The sequence below is a fragment of the Micromonospora sp. CPCC 206061 genome, assembly GCF_036906915.1.
Taxonomy (GTDB): Bacteria; Actinomycetota; Actinomycetes; order Mycobacteriales; family Micromonosporaceae; genus Phytohabitans.
Genome location: NZ_JBAKHX010000018.1, coordinates 1 through 17,945, shown reverse-complemented (window position 1 = coordinate 17,945; position 17,945 = coordinate 1). Strand labels below are relative to the sequence as shown.

Below are 17,945 nucleotides of genomic sequence, written 5' to 3'. Positions count from 1 at the left end.
CCGGAGGCGCCCCTTTTACCGGGGGCGCCTCCGGCGCTGTCATGGGCGTGGGCGGTACTCGACCTCGGGGCGGCCTCTCGTGCCGTACCTGGGGGAGCGGATCACCCGGCCGGCTTCGGCCAGGTGTTCCAGGTAGCGGCGGGCTGTTACGCGGGAGGTGCCGGTGTGGCTGGCCACCTCGGCCGCTGACAGGCCGGGGGAGTCGCGCAGGGCGGCCAGGACCCGGTCGAGGGTCGCCTCGTCCAGACCCTTGGGCAGCCCGCCGACGCCCGTGCCGCGCAGGGTCGCCAAGACCCGGTCGACCTCGTGCTGTGCGCCGACCTCGCCCGCGGCGAGCACCTGTTCGCGGTACTGGGCGTAGCGCTCCAGCTTGTCGCGGAACGCCGCGAACGTGAACGGCTTCAGCAGGTAGTGGGTCACCCCCAGCGCCACCGCCGCCCGCACCATCGCCAGGTCGCGCGCCGAGGTCACGGCCAGCACGTCGGTGCCGCTGCCCGCCGCGCGCAGCGCCCGGCACACGTCGAGGCCGTGCCGGTCTGGCAGGTTCAGGTCGAGCAGTACCAGGTCGACCGGCGCGCTGCGGAGAGCGGTCATCGCGTCCTGGGCGGTATGCACGACCCCCGCCACCGTAAATCCGGGCAGCCGTTCCACGTACGCCTTGTGAGCCTCGGCGATCAGCGGTTCGTCCTCCACGACGAGTACCCGGATGGTCATGAGCGCACCGGCAACCGGACGGTGAACACCGCTCCGCCCTCGGGTGCGGCGGTGACCGTGTAGCTCCCGCCGTACCGCTCGACCACCTGCCCGACCAGCGCCAGCCCGAGCCCCCGGCCGGCGCGTTTGGTGGACCAGCCGCGGCGAAACGCGTCGGCCACCTGGCCGGGGTCGAGCCCGGGACCGTTGTCGGTGACCCGCACGACCACCTCGTCGTCGCTGGATCGCGCGTACACGGTCACCCGCCGCGGCGGGTCGATGCCGGCGACCGCCTCCAGGGCGTTGTCGACGAGGTTGCCGACCACGGTGAGCAGGTCGCGGACGGGCAGCGGGCCGGGGTCAAGGTGCGACTCCCGGTCGACGACCAGGTCGACGCCGCGCTCGCTGGCCTGCGCCGACTTGCCGAGCAGCAGCGCGGCCAGGGCGGGCTCGGTGACGGCGCCCACCACCTGGTCGGTCAGCTCCTGGGCCAGCGCCAGCTCTTCGGTGGCCAGCCGGACAGCTTCGTCGGTGCGGCCCAGCTCGATCAGGGTGAGCACGGTGTGCAGGCGGTTCGCCGCCTCGTGGGCCTGGGAGCGCAGCGCCTCGGTCAGCCCGCGCACCGAGTCCAGCTCGCCGGTCAGCGACCGCAGCTCGGTGTGGTCACGCAGGGTGAGCACGGTGCCGAGCGGCCGCCCGTCGAAGCGCGTGACCTGCTGGTTGGCCACCAGCACCCGGTCGCCGGCCAGCACCGGCTCGTCGTCGGCGGGGCGACCGGAGCCGAGCAGCTCGGCGACCGCCGGCGGCAGGTCCAGCTCGCCGACGGGGCGGTCGGTCACGCCGTCGCCGGCCAGCCCGAGCAGGCGCCGGCCCTCGTCGTTGACCAGCGCCACCCGGCGGTCCCGGTCGACGACCACCAGACCTTCGCGTACCGAGTGCAGTACCGCGTCGTAGTACTCGTACATCCTGGTCATCTCCGCGGGGCCGAGGCCGTGGGTCTGGCGGCGCAGCCGCCGGCTGAGCAGCCACGCCCCGGCGGCGGCGAGGGCCAGCGCGGCGGCCGTCGCGATCGCGACCGCCGGCGCCTGGCGCAGCAGCTTGCGGTTGATGGCCTCGGTGGTGATACCTACCGAGACCAGGCCGACGATCTCATTGTCGGTGTCGCGGACCGGTACGACCGCGCGCACCGACTCACCCAGCGTGCCGACGTAGGTCTCGGTGACGATGCCACCGGCCAGGGCGGGCCCGATCGTCCCCACGAACGGTTCGCCGATCCGGTCGGGCTCCGGGTGCGTGTACCGGGTGCGGTCGGGCGCCATCACCACGACGAAGTCGGTGACCGTCGCTCTCCGGATGGACTCCGCGTACGGCTGGAGCCGGCTCGTCGGGTTCGCGCTGCGGAGCCCCTCGATGACGTTCGGGGAGTGCGCGACCGTCTCGGCGACGGCGAGCACCTCTTCGGTCGCGGCGTCCCGCGCGTCGGAGCGTGCGAGCAGCACCGCGGCCACCGAGCCGCCGGCCACCAGCAGCGTCACGACCAGCACCTGGAGGGCGAACAGCTGCCCGGCGATGCTCCAGCGACGTGTCATGTTCCTGTTTCCGATCCGGGTCCCCGTGATGAACAGAATGAACGTAAGAGTGCTCTCCAGTGAGACCTGGACCACAGTCTGCGGCATGGAGACCCAGAGCCCCCTCCCGCAGGTCAGGCGGGACCGCACGCACTATCTGTACATCGCCGTGGTCGTCGCAGTCGCGGCGGGCATCCTTGTTGGCCTGCTCGTCCCGGATTTCGCGAAGGAACTCCGGCCGATCGGCACCGGCTTCGTCAACCTGATCAAGATGATGATCAGCCCGGTCATCTTCTGCACGATCGTGCTGGGTGTCGGCTCGGTGCGGCAGGCCGCCAAGGTCGGCAAGGTCGGTGGCCTCGCACTCGGGTACTTCCTGACGATGTCGACGATCGCACTGGCCATCGGCCTGGTCGTCGGCAACCTCATCCACCCGGGCGCCGGCCTGGACCTGGGCACTTCGGTGGCCGAGGCGGGCCAGAAGGCGGCGAGCGGCGCGTCCAACGAGGGTACGGCCGACTTCGTGCTCGGCATCATCCCGACCTCGCTGGTGTCGGCGCTGACCGAGGGCGAGGTGCTCCAGACGCTGCTGGTCGCGCTGCTGGTCGGTTTCGCTGTACAGGCCATGGGCAGCCGCGGCGAGCCAGTACTGCGCGCGATCGGCGTCATCCAGCGGCTGGTCTTCAAGGTCCTGTCGATGATCATGTGGCTGGCGCCGATCGGCGCGTTCGGCGCGATGGCGGCGGTCGTGGGGGCGACCGGCGTGGACGCGCTCAAGAGCCTCGCCCAGATCATGCTCGGCTTCTACGCCACCTGCTTCATCTTCGTGTTCGTGGTGCTCGGGCTGCTGCTGCGGATGGTTGCCGGGATCAGCATCTTCGCGCTGTTCAAGTACCTGGCCCGGGAGTTCCTGCTGATCGTCTCCACGTCGTCGTCGGAGTCGGCGCTGCCGCGGCTGATCGCGAAAATGGAGCACGTCGGCGTGAGCAAGCCGGTCGTCGGCATCACGGTGCCGACCGGGTACTCCTTCAACCTCGACGGCACCGCGATCTACCTGACGATGGCCTCGCTCTTCGTGGCCGAGGCGATGGGCAACCCGCTTTCGGTGGGCGAGCAGATCTCGCTGCTGCTCTTCATGATCATCGCGTCGAAGGGTGCGGCGGGCATCACGGGTGCCGGGCTGGCGACCCTGGCCGGCGGCCTGCAGAGCCACCGCCCCGACCTGGTCGACGGCGTCGGCCTGATCGTGGGCATCGACCGGTTCATGTCCGAGGCGCGGGCGCTGACGAACTTCGCGGGCAACGCGGTGGCGACGGTGCTGGTGGGCACCTGGACGGGCGAGTTCGACAAGGAGCGGGCGCGCGACGTGCTGGCCGGCAACGACCCGTTCAACGAGCAGACCCTGCTCGACGAGGACGAGCCCGCGCCAGTCTCGCCAGCCATCCCCGACGCGTCGGTGCCGGTCCCAGCATCCGTCGCCCCATAACCCCAACCCGCCCGGCGTCCGGCCCGGGCCCGGCGCCGGCCGGACCGGACGCCGGACGTCGATCAAGGGCAAACGCACGTGGTTGGATCTCTTTTCCGCGTGCGTTTGCCCTTGATCCATACAGATCTCCTTGATCGACGGCGGCGCTGCGCAGCGCCGCCGTCGATCAAGGCCGCGGTGGCGCGGTCAAGGCCCGTCCTGCCAGCGCCACCACCGGTCGGATCGCCCGACATCCGCCCACGACAAGATTCGGCGGCCAGGACGACCTTGACGGCGGTCTGACTGGTTCAACTCAACGGCGTTGCTCCTTGATCGGCGAGCGAGTCGGCGCGGCCGGCTCGCTCGGGCGGCGCGCGGTGTTGTCGGCGGCGGTTCGTGGTTGCGGCCGGGAGGGCTCGCCGTGCCGCGCGCCGCCTGAGGCGGCGCTCTTCGCCGGCCGATTGGTGGGTGCGGCAGCGGTGGGCCCCCACGGGCCGACCGGTTCGTGCCCGCAGCGTGGACCTTGCCGAACGGACCGTTGTCGCCGGCACGCGCCGGCGCGGACGCCGGCGCAGGCCGGGCTGGCTTGCCGCTGCGGTGGGTGGAAAGGACGCCGCGGCGCCGATCTTGCCGAATGGACCGTTGTCGCTGGCGCGGACGCCGACGCAGGCGGGGACTGCCTTCCGCTGCGGTGGGAGGAAAGGATGCCGCGGCGCCGCGCCGCCGTCGATCAAGGAGATCTGCATGGATCAAGGGCAAACGCACGCGGAAAAGAGATCGAACCACGTGCATTTGCCCTTGATCGGCGGAGAGAGGGGCGGATTGCGCGGACGGCGGGAGAGGGGAGGCGGGGCGCGGACGGCGGAGAGAGGGGAGGGGCGCGGAGCGCCCCGGGAGGTTAGGAGTAGGTCACGGAGAAGGAGTTGGTGCGGAAGTCCATGCCGCCGGATGACGAGGTGATCTCGTAGCCGAACTGGACCGTGCTCAATGTGACGTCGCCGAACCAGCCTCTACCGCGGATCCAGTTCATCACCGCGCGGATGTCGACCGTTCCCGAGTTGGTGTTCGACGAGCGGATGAACGAGAAGACCTGGTTGGAGCCGTTGGATCCGCGGTAGACAGCCCAGCTGTGGCCGCCGACCGAGACGTTGGTCTGGAACGAGCCGAGCGGCCCCACCGGCCCGTACTTGTTCATCCACAGCATGATTTCGTACGTGTGGCCGTCGGCCCAGATGTCGTAGGCGCTGGTGTACGCGCCGCCGCTGGGTACGGTCACGTTGAAGCTGCTCCGCGCGGTGCCGAGGGAGCTGAGGCGGCGGTTCACCTCGCGGGTGGCGTTGGGGTACGACTTGATGCCGCCGGTGTTGGGGTGGTTGGCCCAGACGCCCCAGTTGCTGTACGAGTTTGCCCAGATCGTCTGCGGCCCGTACCCGCTGCCCCAGATGTTGTTGTAGAGGATGTAGCCGCCGTTGTTCCAGGTGCCCCAGCGGTCGGACGAGCTCCACGTCGCCGCCTGCGCGGGTGCGGAGGTGAAGCCGACGATGACGGCCAGCATGAGGGCGAGGAGCGAGACGCGCCTACCAAAGAGAAGCATGGCTGACTCCTTCGGTGTCGAAAATCGAGTCGAAGCGCTTCGAGCAACATTTCGACATTTTTGGGTGAAAACCGCTGCGGTACCGCCAACCATAGGAGTCGAAGTACTTGAATGCAACAGGTTCGTAACAAGATAGGGTCGATTTATGGATCTTGCCGAGGCCAAGGGACTGTGGGATCCGGAGCCGGGATGGCTCAACACCGCCAGCTATGGCCTGCCGCCCCGACCCGCCTGGGACGCGGTGCAGCACGCGCTCGGCGACTGGCGCGCTGGGCGTACCTCATGGGAGCCATGGGGTGAAGCGACCGAGTTGGCCCGCGGTGCTTTCGCCCGGCTCGTGGCCGTGCCCAGCGCCGACGTGGCCGTCGGCGCCGCCGTCTCCCAGCTGCTCGCGCCCATCGCGGCGGCCCTACCCGACCGGGCGAGGGTGCTGGCGCCCGACATGGAGTTCACCTCGAACCTCTTCCCGTGGCTGGCCCAGCCGGGTGCCCGCGTGCGGACCGTGCCCGCCGACAAGCTCTCCGGCGCGGTCGACGCGGAAACGGACGTGGTCGCGTTCAGCCTGGTGCAGTCGTCGGACGGCGCGGTGGCGGCGTACGACGATGTCGTCGCGGCGGCCCGTGTCCACGGCGCCCTGGTGGTGGTGGACGCGACACAGGCGTGCGGCTGGCTGCCGTTCGACGCGAGCCGGGCGGACGCGGTGCTGGTCGCGGCCTACAAGTGGCTGATGGGGCCGCGCGGTGCCGCGTTCGCGTACCTGTCGCCGGAGCTGCGGGAGCGGCTCGTCCCGTCGGCTGCCGGCTGGTACGCGGGGGAGGACGTGCACTCGTCCTACTACGGGCCGCCGCTGCGGCTCGCGGCGAACGCGCGGCGCTTCGACATCTCGCCCGCCTGGTTCTCGTGGGTCGGCCTCGCGCCGGCGCTGGAGCTTCTGGAGCGGATCGGGATACCGGCCATCCACGCGCACAACGTCGCGCTGGCGAACCGGTTTCTCGTCGCGCTCGGCCGTCCGCCGGGAGACAGCGCGATCGTGACGGTCGACGTCCCGGGCGCGCAGGAGAGGCTTGCGGCGGCCGGCGTTCGCGCGGCCGTGCGGGCCGGTCGCGTGCGGGCGGCGTTCCATCTGTACTCCACCGAGAGCGACGTCGACATGGCGGTGAATGCCCTGGTGTGACGGGCCGCACTTTCTAATACGAGACGGTTCCGTTTCGCTATGGCTGGGCGTAGCTTCACTTGTGAAACGAGACCGTTCCGTATCGGGGGGAGACAGGGACTTGCAACCCCAAGAAAACACCGGCCACCCGAGGCGCTGGGTCATCCTCGGCGTCCTCGTGGTCAGCTTGCTCGTGGTGGTGCTCGACAACACCGTGCTCAACGTCGCGCTGAAGACGCTCGCCGACCCGGAGCACGGCCTGGGCGCCAGCCAGGGCGAGTTGGAGTGGTCGATCAACTCGTACACGCTGGTCTTCGCCGGCCTGCTCTTTACCGCCGGGGTGCTCGGCGACCGGTACGGTCGCAAGCGCTTCCTGGCCATCGGCCTGGCGCTCTTCGGCCTGGCGTCGGCGCTGTCCGCGTACGCGCAGGACCCGGCGCAGCTCATCTGGGCGCGCGCCCTGATGGGCCTCGGCGGCGCGGCGATCATGCCGGTGACGCTGTCGATCATCTCGAACGTCTTCGACCCGCGCGAGCGCGGGCGGGCGATCGCCATCTGGTCCGGCTCGGTCGGCCTGGCGATCGCGATCGGCCCGATCCTGGGCGGCATCCTGCTGGAGCACTTCTGGTGGGGTTCCGTCTTCCTGATCAACGTGCCGGTGGTGATAGGTGGCCTGGTGGCGGTCGCGCTGCTGGTGCCCGAGTCGCGCGACCCGCGTCCCGGGAAGATCGACATCGTCGGCGTGCTGCTGTCGGTCGTCGGCCTGGTCGCGCTGTCGTACGGCATCATCGACGGCGGCGAGCACGGCTTCGGCCGGCCGGTCGTCTGGGTGGCGATCGCGGGTGGCCTCGCGGTGCTGGCGGCCTTCGTGGCCTACGAACGGCGCATCGAGTTCCCGTCGCTGGACGTGCGGCTGTTCAAGGTGCCGCGGTTCGCGGCCCCGGTCGCGCTCATCGGCCTGGTCTTCTTCGCGGCCCTCGGCGTGTTCTTCTTCAGCGCGTTCTACCTCCAACTCGTCCGCGGCTACAGCCCGCTGGAGACCGGCCTGATGCTGCTGCCGTTCGCGGTCGCGCAGCTCGTGTTCGCGCCGCGCAGCGCTGCCATGGTCAAGCGGTACGGCGGCAAGGCGGTCTCCGTGGTGGGCCTGGTGCTGACCGCGATCGGCATGGGTGGCTTCGTCTTCCTCGGCGTGAACACCCCGATCTGGGTGGTGCTGGTGCTGTTCTTCGTCCAGGGCGTCGGGATGGCCAACATCATGCCGCCGGCGATGGAGTCCATCATGTCGTCGCTGCCGCGCGAGAAGGCCGGCGTCGGCTCGGCGGTCAGCAACACCGTTCGCCAGGTCGCAGGCGCGCTCGGCGTGGCGGTGCTCGGTTCGGTACTGGCCGGCGTCTACCGGGGCGAGGTCAGCTCGGCCGTCGGCACGCTGCCCGATCCGGCACGCGAGGCGGTCGAAGAGTCGATCTCCGGTGCGTACGGCGTGGCCCAGGGTCTGGGGCCGGCGGGCGGGGCGGTGATCGACGCGGCGAACAACGCGTTCGTCACGGCGATGCACTGGACGGCGGCGATCGGCACGGTGGTGGCGGCGCTGGGCGTCCCGATGGTGTTGCGCTGGATGCCGGGCAAGGCCGACGGCCACCAGGTTTCACCAGAGGAGGCTGCGGCGCCGGCTGGGCGAGCGTCGGAGCAGCCGGAACTAACTCCGGCCTCGTAAGGTTCTCGCCATGACTGAGCTAGCTGGCGCTCACAGCTCCCTCCGCTTGGCGGCGGCTGCGGGAGGCGGCGCATGACCTCCGTAGCCAGCGCTCCGCGGTCGCCTGGTCGACCGCGGAGCGCCCGCGCCGACGAGGCGATCGTCGAGGCCGTCCTGGACCTTCTGGCCGAGGGCAGCAGCGTCGAGTCGCTGTCGATCGAGGCGATCGCCGCGCGCGCGGGCGTCGGCAAGGCCACCATCTACCGGCGCTGGTCCGGCAAGGACGCGCTGATGGTCGAGGCGCTGCGCAAGCTCAAGGGGCACCCGCCGATGCCGGAGGGTGCGACGGTGCGCGACGACCTGGTGACGTTGGTCAGCGCGGCCGCCCGCTTGCGCGACCCGCGGGCCGACAAGATCATGCCGTGTCTGGTGCCGGAGATGCACCGCAATCCGCAGCAGTACGCCATGTATCAGGAGATCGTGGCGCCGCGGCGAGAGCTGATGCGCGAGGTGCTGCGCCGGGGCATCCGCACGGGGGTGCTGCGCCCCGACATCGACCTGGAGCTGACCATGGCCATGCTCATGGGGCCGACGACGCTCCAGCGCGTGCTCCGGTGGAACCCGCAGCTGGAGGAGGAGAACCTCCCCGAGCGCACCGTCGACGCCGTACTCGCCGGGATCGCCGCCCGCTGAATCGAACGTGTGTCGGTCCACTCTCTTCGGAATAGCGGTCGGTACGGTGGCTGCGTGCGGGTGCTCGGAGTGGATCCAGGGCTGACCCGGTGCGGGGTCGGCGTGGTCGAGGGAGTGCCGGGGCGGCCCTGCACGCTCGTGGCCTACTACGTGGTCCAGAGCGACCCCTCCGAAGACCTCGCGCTGCGGTTGCTGCACCTCGACCGCAGGCTCGCTGAGCTGGTCGCCGAGCATCAGCCGGAGAGCGTCGCCGTCGAGCGGGTGTTCAGTCAGCACAACGTCCGCACCGTCATGGGCACAGCCCAGGCCAGCGCCGTCGCCGTCCTGGCCGGCGCGCGGGCCGGGCTGCCGGTGACCACGTACACGCCGAGCGAGGTCAAGGCCGCCATCACCGGCTCGGGCCAGGCCGACAAGGCGCAGATCACGTCGATGGTGACCCGGCTGCTGCGGCTCGACGCGCCGCCGAAGCCGGCCGACGCCGCGGACGCGCTCGCCCTGGCCATCTGCCACGTGTGGCGCGGCGGCACCCGGTCTAAGCTCGCGGCGGCGGCGCAGGCGGCGGCTGCTCGACAGCGGGGAGGACGAAAATGATCGCGAGCGTGCGCGGGACGGTCGCGGCGGTGTCGCCGGACGGCGCGGTCATCGAGGTCGGTGGCGTCGGGCTCGCGGTGCAGTGCGCACCGGGCACGCTCGCCGGCCTGCGGCTGGGCGCCGAGGCCCGGCTCGCGACCAGCCTCGTGGTGCGGGAAGACTCGCTCACCCTGTACGGGTTCGCCGACGACGACGAGAAGCAGCTCTTCGAGCTGCTCCAGACCGCGAGCGGCGTCGGTCCGCGGCTTGCGCAGGCGGTACTGGCGGTGCACTCGCCCGACACCGTGCGGCGCGCCATCGCGAACGCCGACACCGCCACGCTGACCCGGGTGCCGGGCATCGGCAAGAAAGGCGCCGAGCGGCTGGTGCTGGAGCTGCGCGACCGGATCGGGCCGGTGTCCGTGGGCCCTGAAGACACTGCCGGCAACTCCGGTCTTGTCCGCGGCGCCTGGCAGGAGCAGGTGCGGCAGGGCCTGGTCGGGCTCGGCTGGACCGCGTCGCAGGCCGACCAGGCGGTGGCCGCCGTCGCGGAGACCGTCGATGGTGTGCTGCCGCCCGTGCCAGTGCTGCTCAGGCAGGCCATCAGGCTGTTGGGCAAGACCCGATGACCGACTCCGAAGGGCTGGTGTCCGCGTACGCGACCGAAGCGGAACACGACGCGGAGGTCAGTGTCCGTCCGAAGCGCCTGGCCGACTTCATCGCCCAGCATCGGGTACGCGATCAGCTGGACCTGCTGCTGCGTGGCGCGAAGGGCCGCGGCGCCCCACCCGACCACATCCTCTTGTCGGGCCCGCCTGGCTTGGGTAAGACGACGCTGGCCAACATCGTGGCGGCGGAGTTGGGCGCCGGGATCAGGGTGACCAGCGGTCCGGCGATCGAGCGCTCCGGCGACCTGGCCGCGATCGTGACCAGCCTCAGCGAAGGCGACGTTCTCTTCATCGACGAGATCCACCGCATCGCCAAGCCGGCCGAGGAGCTGCTGTACAGCGCGATGGAGGACTTCCGCGTCGACGTCATCGTTGGCAAGGGGCCGGGCGCCACCGCGATCCCACTCGATGTCGAGCCGTTCACGCTAGTCGGCGCGACCACCCGGTCCGGGCTGCTCACCGGGCCGATGCGCGACCGATTCGGGTTCGTCGCGCACCTCGACTTCTATTCGCCCGCCGATCTGGAGACGCTGCTGCACCGTTCGGCGCGCATCCTCGGTGTGCCGATCACGGACGAGGGAGCGGTCGAGATCGCGGGCCGCTCGCGGGGCACGCCTCGCATCGCCAACCGGCTGCTGCGCCGCGTGCGCGACTTCGCCGAGGTGCGCGCCGACGGGGTCGTCAACCAGGAGACCGCTCGCGCGGCCCTCGCCGTGTACGACGTCGACGACCTGGGCCTCGACCGGCTCGACCGCGCGGTGCTGGTCGCGCTGGTCGACTCGTTCCGGGGCGGGCCAGTGGGCCTGTCGACGCTCGCGGTGGCGGTGGGGGAGCAGCCGGACACCGTTGAGGAGGTGTGCGAGCCGTTCCTGGTGCGTGCTGGCCTGCTCGCGCGCACCCCCAGGGGCCGGGTCGCGACCGACGCGGCATGGCATCATCTTGGGCGAACGCCCCCAAATGGTACGTTCGCGGGCGGCACCGCTGCGCCACCTGACCTGTTCTCCGCCGAGCCATAGGATTCTTCGCCGTCCATAGGCGGGCCTGTATAGGAGTTCTCAGGCACAGGGATTAGACTTCGCCGCGGTCCGTACAGGACGTGAGACTCCGCCTCCGCTCCGGCGCCCCCGCGCCAGCGGAGGATCAACTGGAAGGTTCGACACAGTGTTTCTGGCAGCAAACTCCGGCGGCGCCGGCAGCTTCATGCCGATACTTATGATCGTCTTGCTCTTCGGCGTCATGTACTTCATGATGATCCGCCCGCAGCAGCGCCGCCGCCGCGAGGCCGAGCAGATGCAGCGCACCCTCGGTCCGGGTGCGGAGGTCGTCACGATCGGCGGCCTGTACGGCACGATCGTCGACTCCGACGACGAGACCGTGATCCTCGAGGTGGCCCCCGGCGTGCACACCCGCTACGCGCGTCCCGCGATCGCGCGCGTGGTGAGCAAGCCCAGCCACACCGAAGACGACGAGGTCGAGGCCGAGCCCGTGATCGACGAGGCCGAAGCCAAGAAGGACTGACGCGCCCCGCGCCTACCCACCAGAACTCCGCCGCGCCCACCGGCGGCCATACCGCACAGGAGACCCGACAGCCGTGGCACCACCTCAGGGACAGATGCGTCCCGGCCGGCAACTCGCCGTGCTCGGCCTCATCTTCGTCGTCCTCTACCTGCTGGTGTTCTTCGCCGGCGCCAATGGCAGCTTCACCGACCGGCTGGAGGTGCGGCTCGGCCTCGACCTGATCGGCGGCAGCCGGGTCACCTATACGGCGACCACGATGGACGGCCAGGACCCGAGCGCCGAGTCGTTGGAGGAGGCGCGGCAGATCATCGAGTCGCGCGCCAACGCGTACGGCGTGTCCGAGGCCGAGGTGGTGACCGAGGGCAACCGCAACATCGTCGTCTCCCTGGCGGGCGAGAGCAACGACGCGCTGGCCCAGCTCGGTCAGGCGGCTGAGCTGCGGTTCCGCAAGGTCCTGAAGGTGACCACGGACAGCGGCGCGCTCACACCGGCGGCGACGGCGACGCCCACTCCGTCGGGCAGCGCGACTCCGACCCCGGGTGCCAGTGCCTCAGCGGCCCCGTCGGCCTCGGCCAGCCCGGGCGGGCAGGGCGGTATGGCGGCCACGCCGACGCCGAGCGCCTCCGCCACTCCGGCGCCAACCACGTCGGCCGCCCCTGAGCCGGGCGGCACCGACGACATGACCCCCGAGCAGCGGCTCGCAGCCGTCCAGGCGAAGATCGGCCCGCAGTTGTGGGCGGCGGCCTCGGCGCTGCAGGCACCGGTTGACCTGAGCGCCGACCCGACGGCGCTCACCACCTACGCCAAGTTCGCGGAATTGAACGGCAACGAGGTCGCGGTGCTCCCGCCGGCGATGCAGTTCAACGTGCCGACGGTCACCTGCCAGCAGCTGGCCGACCGGCAGCCGGGCTCGATCGCCGACCCGAAGCAGCAGGCGGTGTCCTGCGAGGGCGCGCAGAAGGAGTTGCTCGACGTCGCCAAGGTGCTGGGCACCGACGTCAGCGACGCCGACGGCGTGCTCGACTCGCAGAACGGCGAGTGGGTCGTGTCGCTCGACTTCACCGGCTCCGGCCAGAAGAAGTGGACCGACCTGACCCGCGAGGCGTACACCAACGAAGGCGGCGCCTGCGAGCAGTCGGCGCTCGGCGACCAGAGCCGCTGCCGGGTGGCCGTGGTGCTCGACAACGAGGTGATCTCGTCTCCGGAGATCCAGGGCGTGCTCACCGGCGACTCGCAGATCACCGGCGACTTCAACGCGACGACGGCGAACGAGCTGGCCAGCAAGCTGCGCTACGGCGCGTTGCCGCTCACCTTCGACCAGAACGAGGTGCAGAACGTCTCCGCGACGCTCGGCACCGAGCACCTCAAGGCGGGCCTGCTCGCCGCGGGCGTCGGCATGCTGCTGGTCATCATCTACGCGTTCTTCTACTACCGGCTGCTCGGCACGGTCATCTTCCTGAGCCTCGTCCTGTCCGGCCTGCTGGTCTTCGGCGCGCTGATCGTGCTCGGCCGGCAGATCGGCTACACGCTCACGCTGTACGGCATCGCGGGCTTCATCGTCTCGTTGGGTGTGGCGGCCGACTCGTTCGTCATCTACTTCGAACGGCTCAAGGACGAAATACGCGAAGGTCGAAGTCCGCGCAGTGCCGTGCCGCGCGCCTGGATACGGGCCCGCCGCACCATCATCTCGGCCAACGCCATCTCGATCCTGGCCGCCGTGGTGCTCTACCTGGTGTCCGTCGGTGCTGTGAAGGGCTTCGCGTTCGCGCTCGGCCTCGCCACCATCCTCGACCTCGTGGTCGTCTTCCTGTTCCGGCACCCGATCATGACGATGTTCGCGCGCACCCGGGCCTTCCTGTCGCCGCGAGTCAGCGGTCTCGGGCGGGCGGTTGAGACCGGTGACACCAACCAAAGCACCCCGCGCCCGGCGCGGGTGAAGGAGGCCTGACATGAGCGGGCGCAGTGGTCTCGCTGGGCGCCTCTACCGGGGCGATGCCGGCCTCAACATAGTCGGCCGACGGACGCTTTGGTTCTCGATCGCCGCCGGCGTCGTGCTCGCGGCCATCCTCTTTTTCGTGCTGCGCGGCTTCACCCTGGGTATCGAGTTCGCCGGTGGGATGGAGTACCAGGTCCCCAAGTCGGTCGGCACGATGCAACAGGCCGAGGAGGCTGTAGCGAGCGCCCTGGGCAACGTCGACGCTGGCGACGAGCCGCTCCGGGTGGCCTCCGCCCAGGAGATCGGCGGCGGCGACGGCACGTACCTGATCCGCACCTCCGAGCTGAAGCCGGAGCAGGCCGTCCAGGTGAAGGCCGACCTTGTCGAGCAGCTCGGGATACCGGCCGGGCAGATCAGCGACAACCGGGTGAGCGGCGCATGGGGCGGCCAGGTCACCGAGCGGGCCCTGCTCGGCCTCGGCATCTTCCTGGTCCTGGTGCTGCTGTACCTGGTGTTGCGGTTCGAGTGGCGGATGGCGGTGGCGGCCGTCTCCGCGCTGGTGCTCGACCTGGTGATCACCGCCGGGGTCTACTCGGTGGTCGGATTCGAGGTCACCCCGTCGACGGTGATCGGCTTCCTGACCATTCTCGGTTTCGCCCTGTACGACGTGGTCGTGGTCTTCGACAAGATCCAGGAGAATACGCGGGGCATCACCGCGAGCGCTACGCAGACATACGGCGAAGCCGCGAACCTCGCGGTAAACCAGACGCTGATGCGTTCGATCAACACGTCGGTCGTGGCGCTGCTGCCCGTCGGTGGCCTGCTGTTCATCGGCGTCTTCCTGCTCGGGGCCGGCACCCTGCGCGACCTGGGCTTGGTGCTGTTCGTGGGTATGGGCGCCGCGTTCTTCTCGTCGATCTTCTTCGCCACGCCGCTGCTCGTCGTGCTCAAGCAGTACGAGCCGAAGTACCAGGGACACACACAGCGGGTGCTCGCCCGCCGGGCGGCCATCGCCCGGGGCGAGGTGCCCGTCAAGGGTGCCCGCTCGCCCAAGCAGGTCGCCAAGAAGGCGGCGGCCGAGCCGGGCTCCGAGGACGAGCTCGCGGCCATGGCGGGTGCCACGCCCAAGGTGGGTTCCCGCCCGACCACCGGCAAGCGGCCGTCCAGCGGCCGCGGCGGCCGGCCAGGCAGCGGCAACCGGCCCGGCCGGGGTAAGCGCCGGTGAGCGATCTGGCGAAGCTCGTCGCCAGCCACGTGGTGGATGTGCCCGACTTCCCCAAGCCGGGCATCCTCTTCAAGGACCTCACGCCGCTGTTCGCTGACGGTGCGGCCTTCCGCGAAGTGGTCGACGGCATCGTCGACCGCTACGGGCAAGACAGCTTCGACGCCGTCGCGGGCATCGAGGCGCGCGGCTTCCTGCTCGCAGCCGGCATCGCGTACGCCGCAGGCGTGGGCGCCGTGCCGGTGCGCAAGGCCGGCAAGCTGCCCCGGGAGACGTACACCGCCTCCTACGAGCTGGAGTACGGCGAGGCGGCCCTGGAGATTCACCGTGACGCCTTTCGGGCGGGGCAGCGGGTGCTGGTGGTCGACGACGTCCTGGCGACCGGCGGCACCGCAGCCACCTCACTCGACCTGGTCGAGCGGGCGGGCGGCGTTGTGACCGGCTTCACAGTGGTCCTGGAGCTGTCGTTCCTGCCCGGCCGCAAGCGACTGGCGCCGCGCGACGTACATGCCCTGTTGACCGTTTAAGCTGCTGGGACTTTTCGGGGCAGGCTCTTTGTTGGGTAGCGGAGGGTAGGGCCAGCCGGATACGGTCGGTTCAGTTCCCGGCGAGGTGTGAGGAGGCCGGTGTCCCACGACGTCGCCCATCCCCTAGGGGATGAGAGCTCGGTGCATCCAGTCGAGCCCACGCAGCCTGTCGAGCCTCCGCACCCGGTGGACGACGACAACGGCGCGGGTTTCGGCCTGGCCGGCGCACCCACCGGGCGCCGCGTGCGGGCGCGGCTGGCCCGCTTCAACGCGCCCTGGCAGACGCCACAGGTCAGCGAGGTGCTCGAGCCGCTGATCGCCACGCACCGCGCGTGCCACCCCAAGGCCGACGCACGGCTGTTGCAGACCGCCTTCGACGTGGCCGCCAAGTGGCACTCCGGGCAGTACCGCAAGTCAGGCGACCCGTACATCACGCACCCGCTCGCGGTGGCGACCATCCTGGCCAACCTGGGCATGGACACCACGACGCTGGTGGCGGCGCTGTTGCACGACACGATCGAAGACACCGAGTACACCCTCGAAGACATGCGCACCGACTTCGGTCCCGAGGTCGCGCTGCTGGTCGACGGCGTCACCAAGCTCGACAAGGTCAAGCTCGGCGACGCGGCAAAGGCCGAGACCATCCGCAAGATGGTCGTCGCGATGGCCAAAGACCCTCGGGTACTGGTCATCAAGCTCGCCGACCGGCTGCACAACATGCGCACCCTGACCTTCCTGCCGCGCCCCAAGCAGGAGCAGAAGGCCAAGGAAACGCTGGAGATCCTGGCTCCGCTGGCCCACCGCCTGGGTATGAACACGATCAAGTGGGAGCTTGAAGACCTCGCGTTCGGCACGCTGTTCCCCAAGCGGTTCGAAGAGATCAACAGGCTGATCGGCGAGCACCAGCCGCAGCGCGACACGATGCTGCGCCAGGTCACGCAGAAGGTCCAGCTCGACCTCAAGGCCGCCAAGATCAAGGCTGAGGTGACCGGCCGGCCCAAGCACCTGTACTCGATCTACCAGAAGATGATCGTGCGGGGGCGGGACTTCAACGACATCTACGACCTGATCGGCGTGCGCATCCTGGTCGACACGGTGCGCGACTGCTACGCGGCACTCGGTGTGATCCACGCGAACTGGCAGCCTGTGCCGGGCCGGTTCAAGGACTACATCGCGATGCCGAAGTTCAACATGTACCAGTCGTTGCACACGACCGTGATCGGGCCGACCGGCAAGCCGGTCGAGATGCAGATCCGCACGATCGGCATGCACCGCACGGCCGAGTTCGGCATCGCCGCGCACTGGAAGTACAAGGAGCAGAAGGGCGCGACGATCGTCGGCCCGCCGGCCCACATCGACGAGATGACGTGGCTGCGCCAGCTGCTCGACTGGCAGCGGGAGGCCAGCGACCCCAGCGAGTTCCTCGACGCGCTGCGGTTCGACCTGTCCAGCCAGGAGGTGTACGTCTTTACGCCCAAGGGCGACGTCATCCCCCTGCCCACGGGCTCCACGCCGGTCGACTTCGCCTACGCGGTGCACACCGAGGTCGGGCACAAGTGCATCGGTGCCCGGGTCAACGGCAAGCTCGTGCCGCTGGAGTCGACGCTGTCCAACGGCGACGTGATCGAGATCTTCACGTCGAAATCCGACACGGCCGGCCCTTCGCAGGACTGGCTCGGGTTCGTCAAGAGCCCGCGGGCGCGCACCAAGATCCGGCAGTACTTCAACAAGGAGCGCCGCGAAGAGGCCATCGAGGCCGGCAAGGACTCGATCGTCAAGGCGATGCGCCGGCAGGGCCTGCCGCTGCAGCGGATGCTCACCAGCGATGCGCTCATGACGATCGCCCGCGACCTGCACCTGGCCGACGTGGCATCGCTGTACGCCGCCGTCGGGGAAAACCAGGTCTCCGCCCAGTCGGTCGTGCAGCGGCTCGTGGCCGGATACGGCGGCGAAGAGGGCGCGGTCGAAGACATCGCCGAGACGGCGGTCGCCACCAAGCCGCCGCGGGCCCGGCAGACCTCCCACGACCCCGGCGTCGTGGTGCACGGCGTCACCGACGTCTGGATCAAGCTGGCCCGCTGCTGCACCCCGGTGCCGGGCGACGCGGTGTTCGGCTTCGTGACCCGCTCCGGCGGCATCAGCGTGCACCGCGACGACTGCGCCAACTCCGAAGACCTCAGGCTCCAGCCCGACCGGATCGTCGAGGTCACGTGGAAGCCCACGTCGGCGTCCACGTTCCTGGTGGCGATCCAGGTGGAGGCGCTCGACCGGCACAAGCTGCTGGCCGACGTGACCCGGGTGCTGAGCGACGAGCGGGTCAACATCCTGTCCGCGACGGTGACCACGACGCGGGACCGGGTGGCGGTGAGCCGGTTCTCGTTCGAGATGGCCGACCCGAAGCACCTGGGCCACCTGCTGGCCGCCGTCCGCAAGGTAGACGGCGTCTTCGACGCCTACCGCGTCACGAGCGGCGCCTAACCCACTCCCGCGTCGCCGCCCGCCCCGCGATGAGCGCCGCGTCCCGTCGCCCGCCACGTGTCCCCGGTAGCGGCGCGCCATCCGCCGCGCGGCCTTTCCCGCCACGCGGCCGCGTCCGCCTTTCCCGCCACGCGGCCGCGTCCGCCTTTCCCGCCACGCGGCCGCGT

The 17,945-nt window shown here is 70.2% G+C and carries 14 protein-coding genes and 1 pseudogene; 12 read left to right on the top strand and 3 right to left on the bottom strand.

Annotation, left to right across the window (positions count from 1 at the left end; all coding sequences use genetic code 11):
- Positions 1-39: 39 nt before the first annotated feature.
- Both V6V89_RS15230 and V6V89_RS15225 read right to left on the bottom strand, forming a co-directional pair.
- Positions 40-714 (bottom strand): response regulator, encoded by a 675-nt coding sequence (locus tag V6V89_RS15230; RefSeq protein ID WP_334619757.1) that lies wholly within the window; start codon positions 712-714, stop codon positions 40-42.
- Positions 711-2,282 (bottom strand): sensor histidine kinase, encoded by a 1,572-nt coding sequence (locus V6V89_RS15225; protein WP_334619756.1) that lies wholly within the window; start codon positions 2,280-2,282, stop codon positions 711-713. Before V6V89_RS15225 ends, V6V89_RS15230 begins: the two co-directional genes overlap by 4 nt.
- 85 nt (positions 2,283-2,367) lie before the next feature.
- Here V6V89_RS15225 and V6V89_RS15220 point away from each other — a divergent pair, with 85 nt between their 5' ends.
- Positions 2,368-3,747 (top strand): cation:dicarboxylate symporter family transporter, encoded by a 1,380-nt coding sequence (locus V6V89_RS15220; RefSeq protein WP_334619755.1) that lies wholly within the window; start codon positions 2,368-2,370, stop codon positions 3,745-3,747.
- A gap of 877 nt (positions 3,748-4,624) precedes the next feature.
- Here the strand turns inward: V6V89_RS15220 and V6V89_RS15215 are convergent.
- Complete coding sequence (locus V6V89_RS15215; protein WP_334619754.1) at positions 4,625-5,320, bottom strand: glycoside hydrolase family 12 protein; 696 nt, start codon at positions 5,318-5,320, stop codon at positions 4,625-4,627.
- 145 nt (positions 5,321-5,465) lie between these two features.
- Between V6V89_RS15215 and V6V89_RS15210 the strand changes: the two genes are divergently transcribed.
- The 11 genes and pseudogenes from V6V89_RS15210 to V6V89_RS15160 form a co-directional block, all read left to right on the top strand.
- Positions 5,466-6,494 carry an aminotransferase class V-fold PLP-dependent enzyme gene (locus V6V89_RS15210; protein ID WP_334619753.1) on the top strand — a complete coding sequence of 343 codons (1,029 nt, stop codon included), beginning with the start codon at positions 5,466-5,468 and terminating at the stop codon, positions 6,492-6,494.
- Between the two features lie 100 nt (positions 6,495-6,594).
- Positions 6,595-8,187 carry an MFS transporter gene (locus tag V6V89_RS15205; protein WP_334619752.1) on the top strand — a complete coding sequence of 531 codons (1,593 nt, stop codon included), beginning with the start codon at positions 6,595-6,597 and terminating at the stop codon, positions 8,185-8,187.
- 72 nt (positions 8,188-8,259) lie between these two features.
- The gene (locus V6V89_RS15200) at positions 8,260-8,859 is read left to right on the top strand and encodes a TetR/AcrR family transcriptional regulator (protein WP_334619751.1); all 600 of its coding nucleotides are present in this window, start codon (positions 8,260-8,262) and stop codon (positions 8,857-8,859) included.
- 54 nt (positions 8,860-8,913) lie between these two features.
- Positions 8,914-9,450: a crossover junction endodeoxyribonuclease RuvC gene (ruvC, locus tag V6V89_RS15195; RefSeq protein WP_334619750.1), complete on the top strand. Its 537-nt coding sequence runs from the start codon at positions 8,914-8,916 to the stop codon at positions 9,448-9,450.
- Complete coding sequence (gene ruvA / locus V6V89_RS15190; RefSeq protein WP_334619749.1) at positions 9,447-10,058, top strand: Holliday junction branch migration protein RuvA; 612 nt, start codon at positions 9,447-9,449, stop codon at positions 10,056-10,058. Before ruvC ends, ruvA begins: the two co-directional genes overlap by 4 nt.
- On the top strand, positions 10,055-11,113 hold the full coding sequence (gene ruvB, locus V6V89_RS15185; RefSeq protein WP_334619748.1) for a Holliday junction branch migration DNA helicase RuvB: 1,059 nt from the start codon (positions 10,055-10,057) through the stop codon (positions 11,111-11,113). Before ruvA ends, ruvB begins: the two co-directional genes overlap by 4 nt.
- A 145-nt stretch (positions 11,114-11,258) precedes the next feature.
- Complete coding sequence (gene yajC, locus V6V89_RS15180) at positions 11,259-11,615, top strand: preprotein translocase subunit YajC (RefSeq protein WP_442935146.1); 357 nt, start codon at positions 11,259-11,261, stop codon at positions 11,613-11,615.
- Between the two features lie 73 nt (positions 11,616-11,688).
- Positions 11,689-13,563, top strand: a complete 1,875-nt coding sequence (secD, locus tag V6V89_RS15175; protein ID WP_334619747.1) for a protein translocase subunit SecD — start codon at positions 11,689-11,691, stop codon at positions 13,561-13,563.
- Between the two features lies 1 nt (position 13,564).
- Positions 13,565-14,776, top strand: a complete 1,212-nt coding sequence (gene secF / locus V6V89_RS15170; protein ID WP_334619746.1) for a protein translocase subunit SecF — start codon at positions 13,565-13,567, stop codon at positions 14,774-14,776.
- Positions 14,773-15,300 carry an adenine phosphoribosyltransferase gene (locus V6V89_RS15165; protein ID WP_334619745.1) on the top strand — a complete coding sequence of 176 codons (528 nt, stop codon included), beginning with the start codon at positions 14,773-14,775 and terminating at the stop codon, positions 15,298-15,300. Before secF ends, V6V89_RS15165 begins: the two co-directional genes overlap by 4 nt.
- Before the next feature lie 198 nt (positions 15,301-15,498).
- A pseudogene (locus tag V6V89_RS15160) lies at positions 15,499-17,778 on the top strand (RelA/SpoT family protein); the annotation flags it as partial.
- Positions 17,779-17,945 lie beyond the last annotated feature (167 nt).

Coding starts and splice junctions, on each gene's coding strand:
- V6V89_RS15230 (WP_334619757.1), bottom strand. CDS start 714: ATGACCATCCGGGTACTCGTCGTGGAGGACGAACCGCTGATCGCCGAG.
- V6V89_RS15225 (WP_334619756.1), bottom strand. CDS start 2,282: ATGACACGTCGCTGGAGCATCGCCGGGCAGCTGTTCGCCCTCCAGGTG.
- V6V89_RS15220 (WP_334619755.1), top strand. CDS start 2,368: ATGGAGACCCAGAGCCCCCTCCCGCAGGTCAGGCGGGACCGCACGCAC.
- V6V89_RS15215 (WP_334619754.1), bottom strand. CDS start 5,320: ATGCTTCTCTTTGGTAGGCGCGTCTCGCTCCTCGCCCTCATGCTGGCC.
- V6V89_RS15210 (WP_334619753.1), top strand. CDS start 5,466: ATGGATCTTGCCGAGGCCAAGGGACTGTGGGATCCGGAGCCGGGATGG.
- V6V89_RS15200 (WP_334619751.1), top strand. CDS start 8,260: ATGACCTCCGTAGCCAGCGCTCCGCGGTCGCCTGGTCGACCGCGGAGC.
- ruvA (WP_334619749.1), top strand. CDS start 9,447: ATGATCGCGAGCGTGCGCGGGACGGTCGCGGCGGTGTCGCCGGACGGC.
- ruvB (WP_334619748.1), top strand. CDS start 10,055: ATGACCGACTCCGAAGGGCTGGTGTCCGCGTACGCGACCGAAGCGGAA.
- secF (WP_334619746.1), top strand. CDS start 13,565: ATGAGCGGGCGCAGTGGTCTCGCTGGGCGCCTCTACCGGGGCGATGCC.